This window comes from Kitasatospora sp. NPDC057940 (genome assembly GCF_042887425.1).
Taxonomy (GTDB): domain Bacteria; phylum Actinomycetota; class Actinomycetes; order Streptomycetales; family Streptomycetaceae; genus Kitasatospora.
In genome coordinates this window covers 44,205-65,060 of the sequence record NZ_JBHVPH010000017.1, presented here as the reverse complement: position 1 = coordinate 65,060, position 20,856 = coordinate 44,205, and the positions used below count along the sequence as shown (strand labels likewise).

The 20,856-nt window shown below is 73.1% G+C and carries 20 protein-coding genes and 1 riboswitch; of the genes, 4 read left to right on the top strand and 16 right to left on the bottom strand.

The window, feature by feature from the left end; all coding sequences use genetic code 11:
• Nucleotides 1–17: 17 nt before the first annotated feature.
• The gene (locus tag ACFVTF_RS24215; RefSeq protein WP_371522587.1) at nucleotides 18–1,133 is read right to left on the bottom strand and encodes a HoxN/HupN/NixA family nickel/cobalt transporter; all 1,116 of its coding nucleotides are present in this window, start codon (nucleotides 1,131–1,133) and stop codon (nucleotides 18–20) included.
• Between the two features lie 29 nt (nucleotides 1,134–1,162).
• A riboswitch (cobalamin riboswitch) is annotated at nucleotides 1,163–1,377 on the bottom strand.
• Nucleotides 1,378–1,458: 81 nt separating this feature from the next.
• Between ACFVTF_RS24215 and ACFVTF_RS24210 the strand changes: the two genes are divergently transcribed.
• A complete protein-coding gene (locus tag ACFVTF_RS24210) occupies nucleotides 1,459–1,842 on the top strand; it encodes an ArsR/SmtB family transcription factor (RefSeq protein WP_371516195.1) in 384 nt (127 codons plus the stop codon).
• Between the two features lie 19 nt (nucleotides 1,843–1,861).
• Here the strand turns inward: ACFVTF_RS24210 and ACFVTF_RS24205 are convergent, their stop codons facing one another.
• The 8 genes from ACFVTF_RS24205 to mltG (ACFVTF_RS24170) form a co-directional block, all read right to left on the bottom strand.
• Complete coding sequence (locus tag ACFVTF_RS24205) at nucleotides 1,862–2,671, bottom strand: Fpg/Nei family DNA glycosylase (protein ID WP_371516196.1); 810 nt, start codon at nucleotides 2,669–2,671, stop codon at nucleotides 1,862–1,864.
• A gap of 80 nt (nucleotides 2,672–2,751) precedes the next feature.
• On the bottom strand, nucleotides 2,752–3,603 hold the full coding sequence (locus ACFVTF_RS24200) for an AAA family ATPase (protein ID WP_387816395.1): 852 nt from the start codon (nucleotides 3,601–3,603) through the stop codon (nucleotides 2,752–2,754).
• A 79-nt stretch (nucleotides 3,604–3,682) separates the two neighbouring features.
• Nucleotides 3,683–4,111 (bottom strand): type II 3-dehydroquinate dehydratase, encoded by a 429-nt coding sequence (gene aroQ / locus ACFVTF_RS24195; protein ID WP_063350970.1) that lies wholly within the window; start codon nucleotides 4,109–4,111, stop codon nucleotides 3,683–3,685.
• 8 nt (nucleotides 4,112–4,119) lie between these two features.
• Nucleotides 4,120–5,211 carry a 3-dehydroquinate synthase gene (gene aroB / locus ACFVTF_RS24190; protein ID WP_371516198.1) on the bottom strand — a complete coding sequence of 364 codons (1,092 nt, stop codon included), beginning with the start codon at nucleotides 5,209–5,211 and terminating at the stop codon, nucleotides 4,120–4,122.
• Nucleotides 5,204–5,725, bottom strand: a complete 522-nt coding sequence (locus ACFVTF_RS24185) for a shikimate kinase (RefSeq protein WP_063346780.1) — start codon at nucleotides 5,723–5,725, stop codon at nucleotides 5,204–5,206. The genes aroB and ACFVTF_RS24185 overlap by 8 nt, the downstream gene beginning before the upstream one ends.
• Nucleotides 5,722–6,906 (bottom strand): chorismate synthase, encoded by a 1,185-nt coding sequence (gene aroC / locus ACFVTF_RS24180; protein ID WP_350877858.1) that lies wholly within the window; start codon nucleotides 6,904–6,906, stop codon nucleotides 5,722–5,724. Before aroC ends, ACFVTF_RS24185 begins: the two co-directional genes overlap by 4 nt.
• 209 nt (nucleotides 6,907–7,115) lie before the next feature.
• On the bottom strand, nucleotides 7,116–7,946 hold the full coding sequence (locus ACFVTF_RS24175; protein WP_387816392.1) for a shikimate dehydrogenase: 831 nt from the start codon (nucleotides 7,944–7,946) through the stop codon (nucleotides 7,116–7,118).
• A 34-nt stretch (nucleotides 7,947–7,980) separates the two neighbouring features.
• A complete protein-coding gene (gene mltG, locus ACFVTF_RS24170) occupies nucleotides 7,981–9,486 on the bottom strand; it encodes an endolytic transglycosylase MltG (RefSeq protein ID WP_387816390.1) in 1,506 nt (501 codons plus the stop codon).
• A gap of 6 nt (nucleotides 9,487–9,492) precedes the next feature.
• Between mltG (ACFVTF_RS24170) and ACFVTF_RS24165 the strand changes: the two genes are divergently transcribed.
• Nucleotides 9,493–9,954, top strand: a complete 462-nt coding sequence (locus tag ACFVTF_RS24165; protein ID WP_387816388.1) for a hypothetical protein — start codon at nucleotides 9,493–9,495, stop codon at nucleotides 9,952–9,954.
• Nucleotides 9,955–10,114: 160 nt separating this feature from the next.
• Here ACFVTF_RS24165 and mltG (ACFVTF_RS24160) read toward each other — a convergent pair whose 3' ends face one another.
• From mltG (ACFVTF_RS24160) to ACFVTF_RS24140, 5 genes are all read right to left on the bottom strand, one after another.
• Complete coding sequence (mltG, locus tag ACFVTF_RS24160) at nucleotides 10,115–11,389, bottom strand: endolytic transglycosylase MltG (RefSeq protein WP_387816386.1); 1,275 nt, start codon at nucleotides 11,387–11,389, stop codon at nucleotides 10,115–10,117.
• A gap of 94 nt (nucleotides 11,390–11,483) precedes the next feature.
• Nucleotides 11,484–11,954, bottom strand: coding sequence for a Holliday junction resolvase RuvX (ruvX, locus tag ACFVTF_RS24155; RefSeq protein WP_244293307.1), 471 nt, complete (start codon nucleotides 11,952–11,954; stop codon nucleotides 11,484–11,486).
• 17 nt (nucleotides 11,955–11,971) lie between these two features.
• Entirely contained in the window at nucleotides 11,972–14,641 is a 2,670-nt protein-coding gene (gene alaS / locus ACFVTF_RS24150; RefSeq protein ID WP_387816384.1) for an alanine--tRNA ligase, read from the bottom strand.
• On the bottom strand, nucleotides 14,641–15,084 hold the full coding sequence (locus ACFVTF_RS24145) for a DUF6167 family protein (RefSeq protein WP_363583102.1): 444 nt from the start codon (nucleotides 15,082–15,084) through the stop codon (nucleotides 14,641–14,643). The genes alaS and ACFVTF_RS24145 overlap by 1 nt, the downstream gene beginning before the upstream one ends.
• Nucleotides 15,085–15,088: 4 nt before the next feature.
• A complete protein-coding gene (locus tag ACFVTF_RS24140; RefSeq protein ID WP_387816382.1) occupies nucleotides 15,089–15,568 on the bottom strand; it encodes a DUF948 domain-containing protein in 480 nt (159 codons plus the stop codon).
• Nucleotides 15,569–15,819: 251 nt separating this feature from the next.
• On the opposite strand from ACFVTF_RS24140, the gene ACFVTF_RS24135 reads away from it, so the two are divergent.
• Nucleotides 15,820–18,057: an ATP-binding protein gene (locus ACFVTF_RS24135; protein WP_387816380.1), complete on the top strand. Its 2,238-nt coding sequence runs from the start codon at nucleotides 15,820–15,822 to the stop codon at nucleotides 18,055–18,057.
• A 56-nt stretch (nucleotides 18,058–18,113) separates the two neighbouring features.
• The gene (locus tag ACFVTF_RS24130) at nucleotides 18,114–18,434 is read left to right on the top strand and encodes a tetratricopeptide repeat protein (RefSeq protein WP_387816551.1); all 321 of its coding nucleotides are present in this window, start codon (nucleotides 18,114–18,116) and stop codon (nucleotides 18,432–18,434) included.
• A 102-nt stretch (nucleotides 18,435–18,536) separates the two neighbouring features.
• Here the strand turns inward: ACFVTF_RS24130 and rpsD are convergent, their stop codons facing one another.
• Both rpsD and ACFVTF_RS24120 read right to left on the bottom strand, forming a co-directional pair.
• The gene (gene rpsD / locus ACFVTF_RS24125) at nucleotides 18,537–19,151 is read right to left on the bottom strand and encodes a 30S ribosomal protein S4 (protein WP_063346792.1); all 615 of its coding nucleotides are present in this window, start codon (nucleotides 19,149–19,151) and stop codon (nucleotides 18,537–18,539) included.
• 324 nt (nucleotides 19,152–19,475) lie between these two features.
• Nucleotides 19,476–20,825 carry a replication-associated recombination protein A gene (locus ACFVTF_RS24120; RefSeq protein WP_387816379.1) on the bottom strand — a complete coding sequence of 450 codons (1,350 nt, stop codon included), beginning with the start codon at nucleotides 20,823–20,825 and terminating at the stop codon, nucleotides 19,476–19,478.
• Nucleotides 20,826–20,856: the final 31 nt, after the last annotated feature.

Genomic DNA, 20,856 nt, shown 5'->3' with positions numbered 1-20,856 from the left:
GCTGATCGCGGCCGTCGCTACTCGGCGGCCGCCCAGCGTTTCTCCACCCGGGCCAGCTTCCAGTAGGCGATCGCCGCGGCCCAGACCACCACGAACAGCCCGGCGATCGCGTAGCCGACGTTGTCCAGCGAGATGCCCGCGATCCAGCCGGTGACCGGGTCGGTCAGATCGAGCTTCTCGTGCAGCACGCCGACCAGTTCGATGGTGCCGATGACGAAGGCCACCGCGATCGACAGCCCAGTGATCGTCAGGTTGTAGTACACCTTCCGGACCGGGTTGGCGAAGGCCCACTGGTACGCGAAGTTCATGAACGTCCCGTCCAGGGTGTCGAACAGGCTCATCCCGGCCGCGAACAGCAGCGGCAGGCAGACGATCGCGTACCAGGGCAGCCCGGCCGCCGCGCCCGACCCGGCCATCACCATCAGGGTGACCTCGGTCGCGGTGTCGAAGCCCAGCCCCAGCACCATGCCCACCGGGAACATCTGCCCGGGCCGGGTGATCGACCGGGTCGCCCGGTTCAGCACCCGGGCCATGAAGCCGCGCGAGTTGAGGTGCTCCTCCAGCTGCGCCTCGTCGTACGACCCGGCCCGCATCGCCCGGAACACCTTGAGTATGCCGAGCAGCGCGGCCAGGTTGAGCGCGCCGATCAGGTAGAGGAACGCGCCGGAGGCCGTCGTGCCGACCATCCCGAGCCACTTGTGGGTGGTCGAGTCGTCGTCCATCAGCGTGCTGGCCAGCTGCGCGCCGCCCGCCACCAGGGCGGCCATCAGCACCACCATCGAGGAGTGCCCGAGGGCGAACCAGAAGCCGACCGAGACCGGCCGCTTGCCGTCCGCCATCAGCTTGCGGGTGGTGTTGTCGATCACCGCGATGTGGTCGGCGTCGAAGGCGTGCCGCATGCCGAGGGTGTACGCGGTGATCCCGAGGCCCACCCCGAAGACCTGGGTGCCGACCGCGTAGTTGTGGGGCGCGACCAGGAAGATGAGCGTCCCGAAGGCCACCACGTGCATGGCCAGGATCACCCCCATCAGCCCGGCCGTACGGACGGTGTCCTCGCGCTTCCAGCGGAACGTGGGCAGCACGGACGGTGTCGCCGGTGCCTCGGCAGCCGCGGCGGTTTCGGGCAAGGTCATTCGGGTCACGCTCCAGCACCTCGTGGAAACACTTCGTGAGATGCCGTGGCCGGTCTCCTGGCTTACGGGGGTCCCGTACCCGCCTTCCCAGGTGCGCGAGGCTCCCAGTGGCGTCGTGGGTACGGACGTCTCTCCATCGTCGACGATCACGATGGCCCGATCACAGTGGCGAGGGCCGCTCCGGACTGGGACCCCTGAGGATCCGTCACCGGTCTTCCCGAGCACCACGGCGGGGAACACCGTAGGGGCCAGGACCCACCCTTGCAAGGCTGCGTACCTGCGCAGGTGTCCAGGATCACAGGCCCCCTCCTGCAACAATGTGCGCATGCATCTCGTACCGGCCGACCGCGCGGGCCACCGCACCATCGACGGACACCGGGTCTGCGAGGCCATCGCCGCGATCGGCGACCCCGCGCACGTCCGCACCTGGGCCGAGCGGTTCTCCCTGCTCGCCGACCCCGGGCGGCTCGCCCTCCTGCTCGCCCTCCACCGGGCCGGCCCGCTCGCCGTCTCCGACCTCGCCGTCGCCACCGGCATGCGCGACCCCGCCGTGTCCCAGGCCCTGCGGCTGCTCCGCACCGCGGGCGTGGTCGCCGGGGACAAGGACGGACGGGTCGTGCGCTACCGGCTCGTGGACGAGGCCCTGCGCCCCCTCCTCGACGCGTGCGCCGCCGCCGAACACCACGAGCCCAGCACGGCCGTCGGCTGACCGGCCGGACAGTGCCCGGTCAGGCCGCCTGGCAGGCGGGGCACCAGAAGAGGTTGCGCGCGGCGTGCTGCTCCGTCCGGACGTCGGTGCCGCAGACCAGGCAGGGCATCGCGGCCCGCCGGTAGACGTACACCTCACCGCCGTGGTCGTCGACGCGCGGCGGGCGGCCCATCGCCTCGGGGGTGTGCTCGGGGCGGACGGTGTCGATCCGGCCCGCGCCGACGCCCTCGTGCATCAGGGCGACCAGGTCGGCCCAGATCGCGTCCCACTCGGCCCGGGTGAGGTCGCGGCCGGCGCGGTGCGGGTTGATCCCGTGGCGGAACAGCACCTCGGCCCGGTAGACGTTGCCCACCCCGGCCAGCACCTTCTGGTCCATCAGCAGCGCGGCGACGGTCGTCCGGCTGGCCGATATCCGGCGCCAGGCGGCCTGCGGGTCGGCGTCGGCGCGCAGCGGGTCGGGGCCCAGCCGGGCCGCGACGGCGGCCTTCTCCGCATCGGTGACCAGCGCGCAGGTGTTGGGCCCGCGCAGGTCGGCGTAGCCGTCGTCGTTGGCCAGCCGCAGCCGGACCAGGCCGACCGGCTCGGGCGCGGGCCCGGTGCCGAAGGCGAAGCCGCCGTAGAGGCCGAGGTGGACGTGCACCCAGGCGCCCTCCTCGAAGCCGAGGAACAGGTGCTTGCCGACGGCTTCGGCCGCGGTGAGCAGCTGCCCGTCGATGGCCTTGGCCTCGTCGGCGAACCGGCCCTGCGGGCTGGACACCTCGACCGGGCGGCCGCCGAAGGCCTTCCGGTTCTCGGCGGCGAGGCGGTGGATGATGTGGCCTTCCGGCACGGGCGTCAGCTCCCCCGGGGTGGTTCGACAGGACCCGCACATCATCGCAGCCGGTACCGACACCGCCGGATCGTCGCAGGTCAGCGCACCGGCATGCCCATCAGCCGGGCCAGGATGACGCGGTCCAGCTCGGCGGCGGTGCCGGCCACGTCCAGGTACGAGTTGTCGATGATCGGCAGCCCGGAGTTGTACCAGCCCGCCATCCGGCCGTGGATCCGCGCCACCTCCTCGTCACCGAGCCGCCGGGTGCCGCCGCGCCGGGCGTTGCGGTGCAGCACGGAGTCCAGGCTGGGCAGCAGCACGACCGGGATCATGCCGGGGCCGATGTGCCGCTTCCAGCCGCCGAGGCCGATGGCCGGGCGGTCCGGGAAGACGGCGTCGTCGATGATGCAGGAGATGCCGTTGGCCAGGTAGTTGCGGCAGGCGAAGCCGCAGGTGCGGCGGGCCAGCCGGTACTGCGCCTCGGAGGCGTTGTTCCAGCCGGACTGCGGGTTGGCGAAGCCGGACTGCACCCACTCGCGGACGTCGTCCAGGCTGATGTGCGCGGTCGGGCTGGGCCGGCGCTCGGCCCAGTACCGGGCGACGGTGGTCTTGCCCGCCCCGGCCGGGCCGATCAGCAGCACGGCGATCGGGCTGGTGGGCGCGTGCCGCTGCGGCGGGTGGGCGGGGAGTTGCACGGGCGTGCCGGAGGGCAGCACGAAGTGCCCGGTGGCCCCGCCGGGGACCGGCGCGCCGGGCGCGGGTGCGGCCGGGGCGGGCGCGGAAACAGGAGCGGCCGGAACCGGCGGCGCGGCGGCGGGAACGGGAGCGGGAACAGGAGCCGGAGCGGGCGGCACCGGCGGCGGCGCGGCGGCCCCCGGCGGCTGCGGCCCCGGCGGAGCGGCGGGACGCGGCGGGACGTGCCCACCCCCGGCGTACTGCGTCACGGTCACCTCCCGACACCTCTCAGCGGGGAGACTACACGGCGGCCCGGCGGCGGGCACAGTCCGCCGCCGGGCCGCTGACCAGGCGTCAGCGCGTGGTGAGTTGCTCGGCCAGGGCGCGCAGGGCCAGCTCGTACGAGCCGAGCCCGAATCCCGCGATGGTGCCGGAGGCCACCGCGGCGATCACCGAGGTGTGCCGGAAGGTCTCCCGGGCGTACGGGTTGGAGATGTGCACCTCGATCAGCGGCGCGGTGCGCTGCGAGGCGGCGTCCCGCATCGCGTACGAGTAGTGCGTGAACGCGCCCGGGTTGATCACCACGGGCACCTTGCCGTCGGCCGCCTCGTGCAGCCACTCCACCATCTGCTGCTCGGAGTTGGTCTCGTGCACCTCGACCTCGAAGCCGAACTCCTTGCCGAGCGCGGTGCAGCGCTCGACCAGCCCGGCGTAGGAGGTGGCGCCGTAGACGTCCGGTTCACGGCTGCCGAGCCGCCCGAGGTTGGGGCCGTTGAGCACCATGACCCTGGTCACGCCGAGACCTCCGCGTAGGCGGCGACCAGCAGGGACGGGTCGGGGCCCTCCAGGACGGAGGTCTTGCCGAGGCCGTCCAGGACGATGAAGCGGATCAGGTCGCCGCGCGACTTCTTGTCGATCTTCATGGCGTCCAGCAGCTTCGGCCAGGCGTCCGCCTGGTAGCGCAGCGGCAGGCCGACGGAGGCCAGCACGGTGCGGTGCCGGTCGGCCGTCTCGTCGTCCAACCGGCCTGCCAGGCGGCCGAGTTCGGCGGCGAAGACCATGCCGATGGAGATCGCGGCGCCGTGCCGCCACTTGTAGCGCTCGTTGCGCTCGATGGCGTGGCCGAGGGTGTGGCCGTAGTTGAGGATCTCGCGCCGGCCGGACTCCTTGAGGTCCCCGGAGACCACGTCGGCCTTGACCTGGATGGCGCGGCGGATCAGCTCGACGGTGTGCCGGCCGTCCGGGGTCTTGGCGCCCTCCGGGTCGGCCTCGATCAGGTCGAGGATGGCCGGGTCGGCGATGAAGCCGCACTTGATGACCTCGGCGAGGCCGGAGACGTAGTCGTGCTTGGGCACGGTCGCCAGGGTGTCGAGGTCGGCCAGCACGCCCACCGGCGGGTGGAAGGCGCCGACCATGTTCTTGCCCTCGGCGATGTTGATGCCGGTCTTGCCGCCGACGGCCGCGTCGACCATGCCGAGCAGCGTGGTGGGCATGGAGATCCAGCGGACGCCGCGCAGCCAGGTCGCGGCGACGAAGCCGGCCAGGTCGGTGGTGGCGCCGCCGCCGAGGCCGACGACGACGTCGCTGCGGGTGAAGCCGGTCTGCCCGAGCACCGACCAGCAGTACGCGGCGACCTCGGCGCTCTTGGCGTCCTCGGCGTTGGGCACCTGGAGCGCGATCGCCTCGTAGCCCTCGCCGAGCAGGTCCTCGCGGATGGCGTCGGCGGTGGCGGACAGCGCCTCGGGGTGGATGATCGCGACCCGCTTGGCGCGGGTGCCGATCAGCGGCGCCAGCTCGCCGAGCAGCTGGTGGCCGATCAGCACGTCGTACGGGTCGTGGCCGGCGTTGCCGCCGACGTGAATCCTGACGATGGGGTCAGTCATGGGGGGTCTTCAGCTCCAGTGCTTCCAGTACGGCGTCCGCGACCTGCTCGGGGGTGCGGCCGGCGGTGTCGACGACGGCGGTGGCCACCTCCAGGTAGAGGGGCCGGCGGGCCTCCATCAGCTCGCGCCAGCGGGCCCGCGGGTTGATGGCCAGCAGCGGGCGCGGGGCGTCCAGGCCGACCCGCTTGACCGCGTCCGCCAGCGGGACCTCCAGGAAGACGACCGGCAGCTCGCGCAGCAGGGCGCGGGTGGCCTCGGCCATCACCGCGCCGCCGCCGAGTGCCAGGACGCCGTCGTGCTCCGTGGCGCCCGTGCGCACGGCCCGGACCTCCAGCTCGCGGAAGTGCGGCTCGCCCTCGTCGATGAAGATCTCCGGGATGGGCTTGCCGGCCAGCGCCTCGATGTCGGCGTCGGTGTCCCGGAAACCGACGCCCAGGCGCTCGGCCAGGGCCCGCCCGACGGTGGACTTGCCACTGCCGGGCGGGCCGACCAGCACAACGACCGGAACGGTCATCGGATGATCAGGTTGTCGAGGTAGCCCTGCACGTTGCGGCGGGTCTCGGAGACGTGGTCACCACCGAACTTCTCGTTCACCGCGTCGGCCAGCACCAGCGCGACCATCGCCTCGGCGACGATCCCGGCGGCCGGCACGGCGCAGACGTCCGAGCGCTGGTGGTGCGCCTTGGCCGGCTCACCGGTGCGCACGTCCAGGGTCTGCAGCGCCCGCGGCACGGTGGCGATCGGCTTCATAGCCGCACGCACCCGCAGCACCTCGCCCGTGGTCAGGCCGCCCTCGGTGCCGCCGGAGCGGCCGGAGGTGCGCTTGACGCCCTCGGGGGTCGGGACGATCTCGTCGTGCGCCTGCGAGCCGGGCACCCGGGCCAGCTCGAAGCCGTCGCCGACCTCGACGCCCTTGATCGCCTGGATGCCCATCAGCGCGGCGGCCAGCCGGGCGTCCAGCCGGCGGTCCCAGTGCACGTGCGAGCCCAGGCCCACCGGCACGCCGTACGCGAGCACCTCGACCACGCCGCCGAGGGTGTCGCCGTCCTTGTGGGCCTGGTCGATCTCGGCGACCATCGCCTTCGACGCGTCGGCGTCCAGGCAGCGGACCGGGTCGGCGTCCAGCCGCGCCTCGTCCGAGGGCAGCGGCAGCACACCGGCCGGGGCCTTGGCGGCGGCCAGCTCGACCACGTGGCTGACGATCTCGATCCCGCAGGTCTCCTTCAGGTACGCGCGGGCGACGGCACCGAGCGCGACCCGGGCGGCCGTCTCACGGGCGCTGGCGCGCTCCAGGATCGGACGTGCCTCGTCGATCGAGTACTTCTGCATGCCGGCCAGGTCGGCGTGGCCGGGGCGGGGGCGGGTGAGCGCCTCGTTGCGGGCCAGACCGGCCAGCACCTCGGGGTCGACCGGGTCGGCCGACATGACCTGCTCCCACTTCGGCCACTCGGTGTTGCCGACCATGACCGCCACCGGGCTGCCCATGGTCTCGCCGTGCCGGACGCCGCCGAGGAACGTCACCTCGTCCTGCTCGAACTTCATCCGTGCGCCGCGACCGTAACCGAGCCGGCGGCGCGCCAGCGCGTCGGCCACCACCGCGGTGGTGACCGGTACACCGGCGGGCAGGCCTTCCAGCGTCGCGACGAGTGCGGGGCCGTGCGACTCCCCCGCCGTCAGCCAGCGCAACGTACCCAACGGAGCTCCTTCATCAGCGGACCGGCCTCGGCACCTGCCGGGGCCCGCCCGGGCGTGCCTTTTCCCCTGAATCCTTTCACGTCCCGGCGGCACCTGGAGGCCCAGTCCGCGTGACGGACGGCAACCGGTCAGTCGGCGGGACGGTGGTCGGCACGATTCCGGCCACCCGGCCGGGCGGTGGTCGGCGCGATCCGGCCACCGGCGCGGTCTCAGCGCCCGGCGAGGGCCTTCTCGCCCGCCTCGCGCATCGCCGCCAGCGGCCCCGGCGCCCGCCCGGTGAAGGCCTCGCTCTGCAGCACCGCCTGGTGCACCAGCAGGTCCAGCCCGCCGAGCACGGTCGCCCCGCGCGCGGCACAGGCCTCGGCCAGCGCCGTCGGCCACGGGTGGTACAGCACGTCGAACAGCGCCCCCGGGGCCGCCGTCAGCGCGTCGGAGAAGGCGTCGGTCGCCCCGACCGGCGTGGTGGAGACGGTCAGCGGACGCTCCAGCGCCTGCGCGCCGAGCTCCCAGTCGGCGGTGCGCACGGCGACGCCCAGCCGCTCGCCCAGCTCGGCCATCTCCCGGGCCCGCTCCGCGCTGCGCACGTAGACGGTCACCTCGCCGGTGCAGACCTGGGCCAGCGCCGCCAGCGCCGAGGAGGCGGTGGCCCCGGCACCCAGCACGGCCGCGGCCGGCACCTCGGTGATGCCCCGCTCGCGCAGCGCGTTCACCAGCCCGGGGACGTCGGTGTTGTCCCCGGTGCGGCGCCCGTCGGCGGTGAACACCACGGTGTTCACCGCGTCCACCGCGCGGGCCGTCGCGCTGACCTCGTCCAGCAGCGGGATGATCGCCCGCTTCAGCGGCATGGTCAGCGACAGCCCGGCCCACTCGGCCTCGTCCAGCCCGGCGAGGAATCCGGGCAGGCCGGCCTCGTCGACCTCGAAGCGGTCGTAGCGCCAGCCGTCCAGCCCGAGCGCCGCGAAGGCGGCCCGGTGCAGGTCCGGCGAGAGCGAGTGGGCGATCGGCGAGCCGAGGACTGCGGCCCGGTGCTTGCTGGTCAACGCTGTTCCTCCATGAACGGCGGTGCGGCGGCGGCTACTTGGTGGTGCAGTGGAGACCGACCTTGTCGAAGCCCTGGCCCGCCGCCTTGCAGTACGCCTCGACGTTGGCCGCGTGCTCCTTGTCCGTCTCGGCGAAGAGGGTGTTGGACGGGGACATCGCGATGAAGTACAGCCACTTGCCGTCCGCCGGGTTGAGCACCGCCTTGAGCGCGTCGTCGCCGGGGTTGGAGATCGGCGTCGGCGGCAGGCCCGGGTTGATGTAGGTGTTGTACTTGTTGGACCCGTCGTTGATGTCCTTCTTGTCCAGTTCCTTGCGGCCCAGCGAGTACTGCAGCGTGGTGTCCATGCCGAGCGTGTGGCGCACGGTATCGCTCGCCAGCCGGTTCTGGATGGTCCTGGCCATCTTGGCGAAGTCCTCGACCTTGTTGCCCTCGCGCTGCAGGATGCTCGCCTCGATGACCACCTCGTACGCGTTCTTGAGGCCGGCCTTGGACGCGTCGGCGTCCAGGGTCGCGTACTTGTCGGTGGCGTTCTTCACCATCTGCTTGAGCAGGTCCTCGGGCTTCATGCCGTCGGCGATGTTGTACCGGGTCGGCCAGAGGAAGCCCTCGATGTTGCCGTTCGCGTACGCCGGCAGGCCGAGACTGCCGACCTGGGCCTTGGCGACACCCGCCGTGGTGCCCTGCGGCAGCTTCAGCTTCCCGTCGATCAGGGTGTAGATGTCGGCGGCGGTCTTGCCCTCGGGGATGACCAGCCCCGCACCGCCGGCCCCGTTGAGCAGTTCGCTCAGCGCGGTAGCGGCCGGCAGCTCCTTCTTCAGCGAGTAGAAGCCCGGCTGGATGCTCTTGCACTTCGGCTCGGCGTCGCAGGCCTTGCTGAAGGCGTCGACGCTCTTGACCACGCCGGCGCTCTTCAGCGCCAGGCCGATCTGACCGCCGACCGCACCCGACTTGACCTCGACCTGGACGGGGCTGCTGCCCTCGCCCGTGAAGTCCGGCGGCGGCCCGAAGTGGTCCTGGTAGAAGCCGTAGCCCCACCAGCCGGCCCCGCCCAGGGCGCCGACCAGCACCAGCGCGACCAGCAGGCAGGCCCCGCCGTTGCGGCGGCCGGACTTCTTGCCCTTCTCCTTGCGCTTCTTCTGCGCGTCGCGGGAGGAGTCCTCCTCGCCGAGGAAGCCCTCCTGTTCGACGTGGCCGTCCTCGTCGCGGTACTCGGCGTCCTCGTGGTGGCCGTCCTCGCGGCCGTCCTCCTGGAAGCCGTCCGGGTGGCCGTCCCACTCGTCGGCCTCGGGCGCGTGCCCGCCGACCGGATCGGCGCCGGCCTCCAGCGCGGCGGCCTCGGCCTCCCAGTCGATGCCGTCCGGACCGGGGCCGCTGACGGGCGCGGCCGGCTCGGGCTCCGGCGCCGCGCGACGCCGCCGCCCGGGCTGCGCGCCCTGCTGCGGGATGCCCGGCTGCTGCTGCGCGCCGGGCTGCTGAAGCTGTTGGGGCTGCTGCGGGGCCATCCCCTGCTGCTGCGCCATGCCAGGTTGCTGCGCCATGCCAGGTTGCTGCTGACCGTCCGGGAACCCCTGCTGCTGATACCCCTGCGGGTACCCCTGCTGGGGCATCTGCTGCATCTGCTGCTGTTGCTGCGGATACCCCTGCTGCGGCATCTGCTGCTGCGGGTAGCCCTGCTGCACCTGCTGCTGAGGCACCTGCTGCTGCGGGTACTGCTGCTGTCCGCCCGGGAACCCCTGCTGCTGATACCCCTGCGGGTACCCCTGCTGCGGCATCTGCTGCATCTGCTGCTGCGGATACCCCTGCTGCTGCATGTCTCCGTACGGCTGCTGGACCGGCTCGCCCTGCTGCTGGGGATACTGCTGGACCGGCTCGCCCTGCTGGGGATACTGCTGCCACTGGCCGTCCTGCTGGCCGGGGACCGGCTGCTGGCCGACGTACCCGGGGTCACCGGGGTGCCACGGCTCAGAGCCCTGGGGGCCGTAGCCCCGACCCAGATCGGTCATTGATCCCCTTAACCGACGAAGACGGCCGGAGGATCGGACCGGCCGTCCGGGACGCGGTCCCGGCTGATTCTCGAACCGGCGTGCTAGCGCAGCGCCTGGGAGGAGACGTTACCGTACCGCACACGTGCCCCCGGCAGGGCGGACGTGCCGTCGGTGTCCGACCTCACCCGTCCTCGCTCGGCTCGGCCGCCGGCTCGGGCGCCGGCGCCGGCGGCCCGGAGTCGGGGGCCGACTCGCCGGCCGAAGCCGACGGCAGCGCCGAGGCGCTCGGCTTCGCCGACGCCCGGTTGGCGTTGAACTCGGCGACGTTGCGCTGCTGCACGTCGAAGCTGTCGGTGAAGCGGGTGTCCCCCGGTTTCACGGTGACGAAGTAGAGCCAGTCCCCCTGCGCCGGGTCCAGCGCCGCCATGATCGCCTGCCGCCCCGGGTTGGAGATCGGCGTGGGCGGCAGCCCGGGGTGCAGGTAGGTGTTGTACGGGGAGTCCAGCCGGGTGTCGGTGACGGTGGTGTTCAGGGTCGACCGGCCGAGCGCGTAGTTGATCGTGGAGTCGAGCTGCAGCGGCATGCCCTTGGCGAGCCGGTTGTAGATGACCCGCGCCACCTTGCCCATGTCCTCGTTGTTGTCGGCCTCGCCCTGGACCATGCTGGCCACGGTGACCAGCCCGTACAGGCTCTGCCCGAGGTTCTGCGCGACGACGTTCGCGTCGTCCCGGCTGAACTCCTTGCCGGCCCGCTCCACCATCTGTTTCAGCAGGTCGATCGCGGTGGTCCCGTCGGTGACGCTGTACGTCGCGGGGAAGAGGTAGCCCTCGGGGCTGCCCTTGGCGAAGTCCGGCAGGCCCAGTTCGGCGCCCTGCGCCTGGGCGGTGCGCTGGGTGGTGCCCTCCGGCAGATGCAGCTTGTGGTCGATGGCCACGTAGATCTGGTAGCCGCGCCAGCCCTCGGGGATGGTCAGGCCGTTGGCGTTGGCCGGGTCGATCAGCACGGTCAGCGCGGCCGCGGCCGACATCCGCTGCTTCAGGGTGTAGGTGCCGGGCTGGATCCGCCCGGCGGCCGCGGCGCTGCCCTTGGCCGCCCGGGTGAAGGCGAGCGAGCTGGCCACCACCCCGTTGCGGACCAGGGTGGACGCGATCTGGGACAGGCCCGCGCCCTCCGGCACCGAGACCTGGACGCTGCCGGTGCCCTGCCCCGCGAAGTCGGCGGCGGCCGGGGGTGTGCGCTGCCCCTGGAGCCAGGCGTAGCCGGCGAGACCCGCCCCGCCGAACACCGCGACCAGGGCGAGCGCGGTGAGCGCGCAGGCCAGTCCGTTACGCCGTCGGTGCGGATCGGGTGCATCGGAGCGCATGCGGGGCGCGCCCGGCGGCCGGCCCTCCGGCTCCAGCACCGGCGCACCCAGGTGCCCGGGCGTGAGACCCGGGTGGAAGTCCTGGTCGGTCATGGCTCGCGTCCCCTCGGCTGTGCCGAAACGTTCGAAAGGGGTCCGTGCGGACGCGTCCGCACGGACCCCTCGACGGGACGTTAGATCAGGCCGGTCAGCCGACCGCCTCGACGCTCTCACCAGGCGGGTTCCCGCTCACCCGTTCGGACTCAAGGGCGGTCTGCAGGATCACCACCGCGGCGGCCTGGTCGACCACCGAGCGGCCCTTCTTCGCCTTGACGCCCGAGGCTCGCAGCCCGTGGGTGGCGGTGACGGTCGACATCCGCTCGTCGACCAGCCGGACCGGCACCGGGTACAGCCGGTTGGCCAGCCGCGTCGCGTAGGCGCGGACCTTCTCCGCCGCCGGGCCCTCCTTGCCGCTCAGCGAGCGGGGCAGCCCGACGATCACCTCCACCGCGTCGTACTCCTCGACGATGGCGGCGATCCTGGCCTGCGACTTCACCCCGGCCGGAACGGTCTCCACGGGCGTGGCGAGCACCCCGTCGGGGTCGCAGGACGCGACCCCGATCCGGGCGTCACCGACGTCGACGGCGATCCGCCGCCCCCGCCGGAAGGGCCGCTCCACCTGAGGCTCCTCGACCATCAGCTGGCGCGCTCCGCGACCAGGCCGCGCACCGCGGCGACGGCCTCGCCGACCGCGGCCGGGTTGGAGCCGCCGCCCTGGGCGACGTCGTCCTTGCCGCCACCGCCGCCGCCGAGGGTCTTGGCGGCGACCCGGACCAGCTCGCCGGCCTTGATGCCGCGGGCGCGGGCGTCCTCGTTGGTGGCGATCACGGTCAGCGGGCGGTCGTTCGCCACGGTGAAGGCGGCGACCACGGCCGGGCGCGAGCCGAGGCGGCCGCGCACGTCCAGCACCAGCTTGCGCAGCTCGTCCGCGCCCACGCCGTCGGCGACCTGCGCGGCGACCACCGAGATGCCGTGCACGTCCTCGGCCGAGTCGGCCAGGCCCGCCGCGGCGGCCAGCACCTTCTCGGCGCGGAAGCGCTCGATCTCCTTCTCGGCGTCCTTGAGCTTGGCGAGCATGCCCGAGATCTTCTCCGGCAGCTCCTCCGGGCGCCCCTTGACCAGCTCGGTCAGCTGGGAGACCACGGTGTGCTCGCGGGCCAGGAACTTGTACGCGTCGACGCCGACCAGCGCCTCGACGCGGCGCACGCCGGAGCCGATCGAGGACTCGCCGAGCAGCTTGACCAGACCCAGCTGGGCGGTGTTGCCGACGTGCGTGCCACCGCACAGTTCCTTGGAGAAGTCACCGATGGTGACGACCCGGACCTCGTCGCCGTACTTCTCGCCGAACATCGCGATGGCGCCGGCCTTGCGGGCCTGATCCATCGTCATGACCTCGGCGGTGACGTCGAGTTCGCGGCCCAGCACGTCGTTGATCTTCTGCTCGACGTCGACCAGCACGGTGCCCGGGACGGCGGCGGGCGAGCCGAAGTCGAAGCGGAAGCGGCCGGGGGCGTTCTCGGAGCCGGCCTGGGCGGCCGTCGGGCCGAGCGCGTCGCGCAGCGCCTGGTGGGTCAGGTGGGTGGCCGAGTGGGCGCGGGCGATCGCCCGGCGGCGCTCGGTGTCGATCGTGGCGTACGCCGAGGCGCCGAGCACGACCTCGCCGAACAGCACCCCGCCGGAGTGCACGATGACACCCGGGACGGGCTGCTGCACGTCGCGGATCTCCACCACCGCGCCGGACTCCAGCCGGATCCGGCCGTGGTCGGCGAGCTGGCCGCCGCCCTCGGCGTAGAACGGGGTGCGGTCGAGGATGATCTCGACCTCGTCGCCCTCGGAGGCGGCCGGCGCCGGAACGCCGTCCACCAGCAGGCCGACGACGCTGGCCTCGCCCTCGGTGAGGTTGTAGCCGGTGAAGACGCTCGCGCCGGACTTGTCGGCGACCTCGCGGTACGCGGCGACGTCGGCGTGGCCCATCTTCTTGGCCTTGGCGTCCGCCTTGGCGCGGTTGCGCTGCTCCTGCATCAGGCGGCGGAAGCCGGACTCGTCCACCTGGAGGCCCTGCTCCTCGGCCATCTCCAGGGTGAGGTCGATCGGGAAGCCGTAGGTGTCGTGCAGCTTGAAGGCCTGGTCCCCGGAGAGGACCGCGCCGCCGGCCTGCTTGGTCTCGGTGACCGCGGCGTCCAGCAGGCTGGTGCCGGCCTTGAGCGTCTGCAGGAAGGCCGCCTCCTCGCCGACGACGACCGTCTCGATGCGCTTGCGGTCGCTCTCCAGCTCCGGGTACTGCGGAGCCATCGCCTTGATGGCGATGTCGGTGAGGTCCTTGGCCACCACGCCGGTGGCGCCCAGCAGGCGCATGTTGCGGATGGCGCGGCGCAGGATGCGGCGCAGCACGTAGCCGCGGCCCTCGTTGCCGGGGGTGACGCCGTCGCCGATCAGCATCAGCGCGGTGCGGATGTGGTCGGTGACCACGCGCAGCGAGACGTCCGACTTGTGGTCGGCGCCGTAGGTGTGGCCGGTGAGCTCGGCGGCGCGGTCGAGGATCATCCGGCTGGTGTCGATCTCGAAGAGGTTGTCGACGCCCTGGAGGATGGCGGCGAGGCGCTCCAGGCCGAGGCCGGTGTCGATGTTCTTGCTCGGCAGGTCGCCGAGGATCTCGAAGCCGTCCTTGCCGTCGCCGTGGCCGCGCTCGTACTGCATGAAGACCAGGTTCCAGATCTCCAGGTAGCGCTCGCCGTTGACGGCCGGGCCGCCCTCCTCGCCGTACGCGGGGCCGCGGTCGTAGTTGATCTCCGAGCACGGGCCGCAGGGGCCGGGGACGCCCATCGACCAGAAGTTGTCCTTCATGCCGAGGCGCTGGATGCGCTCGGACGGGACGCCGATGACGTCACGCCAGATCAGCTCGGCCTCGTCGTCGTCCTGGTAGACGGTGATCCAGAGCTTCTCCTTCTCCAGGCCGTAGCCACCGTCCGCGACGGAGCTGGTGAGCAGCTCCCACGCGAACTTGATGGCGCCTTCCTTGAAGTAGTCGCCGAAGGAGAAGTTGCCGCACATCTGGAAGAAGGAGCCGTGCCGGGTGGTCTTCCCGACCTCCTCGATGTCCAGGGTGCGCACGCACTTCTGGACGCTGGTGGCGCGCGAGAACTGCGGCTTGACCTCGCCCAGGAAGTAGGGCTTGAACGGCACCATGCCGGCGTTGACCAGCAGCAGGGTGGGGTCGTCGGCGACCAGGGACGCCGACGGAACGACGGTGTGGCCGCGCTCCTCGAAGAAGCGCAGCCAGCGGCGGCGGATCTCAGCCGACTCCATTATTGGTCCTTCCGGTTCGGGGTGCCGCCCCGCTGCGGCAGGGCGCGGCGGGGCGTTTCTTCAATGGCTCGGGTGGTGGTGCGGGCCCCACGGGACACGGGGCGGGGGCCGGACGGGGGCAGGGCGGCGGCCGGGCTGCCGGGCGCCGCCGAGATAGCTCGGTACTGCGGCTCGCCGCGCAGGACCCGGCGGGTGCTCCCGGGCTCGACGACGGCGGTGCCGTGCAGTCCGAGGTCGTCCTTCAGCTGCTCCTCGCGCTCGGCCATGCCGGCCCGCACGTCCTGGGCGAACTGCTTGGCCAGGTCGCCCAGGTGCAGCGCACCGCGCGTGGCGGTGCCGGAGAGGCTGTCCGGGGTGAGCCGGTGCACGGCCTCGTTGGCCTTGTTCATGGCCCACACGGTCGCACCGGCGCCGACCGCCATCCAGAAGACGCGTCGCACCATGCCGTCAGCCCCTCACCGCGCGCCGGACCCGGGAGAGCAGGCCGTTCCTGGGCGCGGTCGCGGCGCGCACCTCGGCCCGGATCAGCCGGGCCAGCTCCTCGCGCTCGCCGCTCTGCGACGGCACGGACGGCTGGCCGCCCTGCTGCTTGGCGACGGCCTTGCGGACGCCGTAACTGAAGGCCGCGACCTTCACCAGCGGCCCGCCCAGGGTGGCGGCGACGGTGGAGGAGAGCGCGTTGGCGTTGGCGGCGGCGTCCTGCACGTTGGCGGTGATCTCGTCCACCCGCTCCAGCTGCTGGTTGGCACTGCGCACGGCGGCGCCCGCGTCGCTCAGCAGCGGGACGGCCTGCTCGGTGACGGCGGAGACGAGGACGGCGGCCTCCTTCAGCACGCGCGAGAGGCGGACCAGCACCACGGCGAGCAGGGTGACCAGGACCGCCCAGAACACGGCGACGAGCAACCCGGCCAGCTCTCCCACGGACACCTTTGCGCGCTCCCTCGCCTTGCTGTTCTCCAAACGGAACCCTATCGCGCCCACGCCCGGTTTCCGGACCGGGTTGTCGCCGGGCCCCGGGGTCCGCCGTCGCGTCGGCCCCCGGCCGAACCGGTCGGATGTGCGAACCGCGCGCGTAACCTACCGGCCGGTCACCTCGTTCTGCCAGGCGGGCCGTCGCCCGTACGGCCCGACGAACGTCCGGGCCCGACGGTCCGGGCCAGGAACACGGGGAGCAGCGCTTGGCCGGCGACTGGAGAGCACAGCCCGGGGAACCCGCGGCGTGGCCGCGCGAGCCGGAGCCCGGCCGGCTGCCGGCCGAGGTGACGGGCTTCGTCGGGCGGCAGCGGGAGCTGGCCGAACTGGCGGGCCTGCTGGCCGGAGCCCGGCTGGTGACGGTGACCGGGCCGGGCGGGGTGGGCAAGAGCCGGCTGGCCCTGAGCGCCGCCGCCCGGGCGGCCGACGCCTTCCCGGACGGCACCTGGCTGGTCGAGGTGGCCCCCGTGCAGGACCCGCTGCTGCTCGGCCGCGCGGTGCTGGAGGCTCTGCGGCTGCCGGACGGCACCGCCCGCCCGCCGCTGGACCTGCTCACCGAGCGGCTCGCCGGCCGGCGCGCGCTGCTGGTGCTGGACGGCTGCGAGCACCTGGTGCAGGCCTGCGCCGACCTGGCGGACGCGCTGCTGCGGGCGCTGCCCGGCCTCCGGGTGCTGACCACCAGCCGCGCCGCGCTGCGGGCCTCGGGCGAGCACCTGCTCGCCCTGGCCCCGCTGCCGGTCGACCCCCGGCCGAGCGGTCCGGGCGGTCCGGGCGGTCCGGGCGGGCTGCCGGACGCGGTGCGGCTGTTCGCCGAGCGGGCCCGGGCGGTGCTGCCCTCCTTCGCGCTGACCGAGGCCAACGCCGAGGCGGTGAGCCTGCTCTGCCGCCGTCTGGACGGCATCCCGCTGGCGGTGGAGCTGGCGGCCGGGCGGCTGCGCGCGCTGTCGGTCGAGCAGATCACCGCCCGGCTGGACGACCGGTTCCGGCTGCTCACCGGCGGCTCCCGGACGGCCCTGCCGCGGCACCGGGCGCTGCGCACCACGATCGGTTGGAGCCATGAGCTCTGCACCGTGCAGGAACGTTTACTCTGGGCCCGCCTGTCGGTCTTCGCCGGCAGTTTCGACCTGGAGGCCGCCGAGTACGTCTGCGCCGGCGACGGCCTGGAGGCCGAGGACGTGCTCGACCTGCTCGACGAACTGGTCGGCAAGTCCGTGGTGCAGGGCGAGGACAGCGCCTTCGGCGTCCGCTTCCGGCTGCTGGACACCCTGCGCGACTACGGCGGCCAGTGGCTGCGGGCCGCCGGCGAGGAGCCGCGGCTGCTGCGCCGCCACCGCGACTGGTACCTGGGCGTGGCCACCTGGGGCGAGGTCGAGTGGTTCGGGCCCCGGCAGGCCGAGACCGCCGAGCGCACCGAACTCGCCCACCCCAACCTCCGCGCGGCGCTGGAGTTCTGCCTCGCCGAGCCCGGCGAGGAGCAGATCGCCCTGCTGCTGGCGGGCACGCTGTGGTTCTACTGGGGCGGCTGCGGCCACCTCGGCGAGGGGCGGCACTGGCTGGACCGCGCGCTCGCCCTGGACCGCGAGCCGACCGAGGCCCGCGCCAAGGCCCTCTGGGCGACCGGCCACCTGGCCACCCTGCAAGGCGACCCGGAGGCGGCCCGCCCGGCACTGGAGGAGTGCCGCCGCCAGGCCCTGGACACCGGCGACGACCGGGCGCTCGCCTACGCCGTCCACCGGCAGGGCAGCGCGGCCCTGGTCGGCGACGAGCCGGACCGCGCCGCCGAGCTGTTCGAGGAGGCGCTCTGGCACTACCGGACCATCGGCGAGCTCAACAGCAACGTCGTGCTGGCCATGTTCGAGCTGGGCCTCGCGCACCTGTTCCAGGGGGATCCGGAGAGCGGGGAACTCTGGTTCGGCCAGGCCCGTGAGCTGTGCGAGGAGCACGGCGAGCAGTGGGCGTACGCGTACGTGCTGTACGCGATGGCGTACGCGCACTGGCTGGACGGCGCCGTCCGGGCGGCCCGCGCCCTGGCCCGGGAGGGCCTGCGGCTGAACCACCTGTTCCACGACCTGCTGGGCATCGCGCTGGCGATCGACCTGCTGGCGCTGCTGGAGACCGAGCCGGGCGGCCCGGGCGCGCCGGGCGACCTGGGCGGGGCCCGGGTGCTGCAGGGCGCCGCGCACCGGATCTGGGGCACGGTCGGCGTGCCCTTCCTGGGCTCGCGGTCCTTCTCCGGCCCGCACCGGGAGTGCGCGGAGCGGGCCCGGGCGGGGCTGACCGCGCAGGAGTACGAGCGGTGCTACCAGGCCGGGGCCCGGCTCGACCTGGACGCGGCGGTCTCCCGGGCGCTGGGCGGCAGCGGGTCGGCGGGCGGCCCGGAGCCCGGGTCCGGGCCCTGCTCGGTGCCGTCCGCGCCGGCGCCCGCACCGGCCAGGAATAGCTGAAGCTTGCCGATTGCTTGAGGAGGCAAGGAACCACCCGGAAGGAGCACCCCGTGGCCGTGACCACCGCCGCCGACGAGTACCGCCTCGCGACGTTCCACTTCGAGTCCAAGGCCTACGCCGACGCCGCCCGCATGCTGGAGGGCGTGCTCGCCGAGGAGCCGGCCAACCTCTCGGTCCGGCTGCTGCTGGCCCGCAGCTACTACCACTCCGCCCAACTCGGCCGCGCCGAGGCCGAGTTGCTCCGGATCCTGGACACCGACCCGGCCGAGGACTACGCCCGGCTGATGCTCGGCCGCACCCTGGAGCGCCAGGGCCGCGCCGATGAGGCCCGCCCGCACCTGCGGCTGGCCGCGGCGATGACCGGCGAGAGCCGGTAGCCACCGGCACCAGGAGTCGCCACCGGAAAAGGGGCGAGCCCCCGCCGCCTCGAAAGGCGACGGGGGCTCGCTGAGGTACCGCAGATGCGGAACCGCGACGGGTCAGCGCGAGTAGTACTCGACCACCAGCTGCTCGTCACAGATCACCGGGACCTCCTTGCGCTGCGGCGCACGGTCCAGGCGGAAGGCCAGGGCCTTCAGGTTGACCTCGAGGTACTTCGGGGTCTGGCCCTCGCCCGCGTAGCCACCCTCACGGGCGACCTGGAACGGGACCTTCTCCTTGCTGCGCTCGCGGACGGTCACCACGAAGCCCGGCTTCATCTGGTACGACGGCTTGTTGACCTTGCCACCGTTGACCTCGATGTGGCCGTGGACGACCATCTGGCGGGCCTGGTAGATGGTGCGGGCAATGCCCGAACGCAGCACCAGCGAGTCCAGACGGGTCTCCAGCTCGGCGACGAGCGCCTCACCGGTCTTGCCCTCGGCCTTCTTCGCGCGGTCGAACGCGCGCGCCATCTGCTTCTCGCTCAGGTCGTACTGGGCGCGCAGACGCTGCTTCTCGAGCAGACGGACCTTGTAGTCCGAGTTCTGCTTGCGACCACGGCCGTGCTGGCCGGGCGGGTACGGGCGGGCCTCGAAGTACTTGACGGACTTCGGGGTCAGCGGCACGCCGAGCGCACGCGCGATCTTGACCTTGGGACGCTTCTGGTTCGCCATGAACCAAACCTTCCTTGCTTACGAATACGGCTTCACCAGGTGTTGACGGAGGTCGCATCTCGCGACCCGGAGACAACCCATCGCCGAGGCGATGCGGTCAGCCGCTCTCCGGAGCCGGGCACAAAAGTGCTGGTCACACGGAACAGCCCGGAAATCCGGGCCGTCCGCGACACCGAAACGGTGCGCGACGCTCCTGGTGCGGGCCTCCCGGAGGAGGCCTACGGCCGATGCCCCGCTGGTGTGGCCGGTCGGTGGGGTCTCCCCCGCCGCCGTCCCGGGACGTGGCACTCCGACCGATTGTACCGGGTGCGCGACCGCCCCTTCTCACTCGCCCCTGAGCCGGCCCCGCGTCCACTCCACGACGTCCGCGTAGCGGGCCTCGCCGCCGCGCCGGGTCGGCTGGTAGTAGTCCTTGCCGTGCACCGCGTCCGGCGCGTACTGCTGGGCCGCGATGCCCTCCGGCAGGTCGTGCGGGTACTGGTAGCCCTGGCCGTGGCCGAGCTTGCCCGCGCCGCCGTAGTGCGCGTCCCGCAGGTGCGGCGGCACCGCGCCCGCGAGCCCCTGCCGGACGTCCGCCAGCGCCGCGTCGATCGCCAGGTAGGCCGCGTTGGACTTGGGTGCCAGGGCCAGCGCGATCGCCGCCTGGGAGAGGATGATCCGCGCCTCCGGGAAGCCGATCAGGGCCACCGCCTGGGCCGCCGCGACCGCCGTCTGGAGCGCCGTCGGGTCGGCCAGGCCGACGTCCTCGCTGGCCGAGATCATCAGCCGGCGGGCGATGAACCGCGGGTCCTCCCCCGCCTCGATCATCCGGGCCAGGTAGTGCAGGGTGGCGTCCACGTCGCTGCCCCGGATCGACTTGATCAGCGCGCTCGCCACGTCGTAGTGCTGGTCGCCGTCCTTGTCGTAGCGCACCGCCGCCTGGTTGACGGCCGTCTCCGTGGTGGCCAGCGTGATGCTCGCCTCGCCCTTCTCCAGCGCCGCCCCGGCCGCGGCCTCCAGCGTGGTGAGCGCCCGCCGGGCGTCACCGCCGGCGAGGCGCACCAGGTGGTCCTCGGCCTCCGCCGTCAGGTCCAGCGCGCCCCCCAGACCGCGCTCGTCGGCCACCGCGCGGCGCAGCAGGGCGCGGACGTCCTCGTCGGTCAGCGACTCCAGGGTGAGCAGCAGCGAGCGGGACAGCAGCGGGGAGATCACCGAGAAGTACGGGTTCTCCGTGGTCGCCGCGATCAGGGTGACCCAGCGGTTCTCCACGGCCGGCAGCAGCGAGTCCTGCTGGGCCTTGGAGAAGCGGTGGATCTCGTCCAGGAACAGCACCGTCTCCCGGCCGGACATGCCGACCGCCCGCCGGGCGCCGTCGATCACCGCCCGGACCTCCTTGACCCCGGCGGTGATCGCGGACAGCTCGACGAAGCGGCCCTCCACGGCCTGGCTGATCACGTGCGCGAGGGTGGTCTTGCCGGTGCCGGGCGGGCCCCAGAGGATCACCGAGCTGGTCGCCGCCGGCCCGCGCGAGCCCGAGACCAGCCGCCGCAGCGGCGACCCGGGCTTCAGCAGCTGCCGCTGCCCGGCCACCTCGTCCAGGGTGCGCGGACGCATCCGTACGGCCAGCGGCGCCCGGCCGGGCTCCCTGCTCTGGCGTTCCTCGGCGGCGGCGGTGAAGAGGTCCGGTTCGTCCACACCGGAAGCCTATGCGAGGCCGCCGACACAC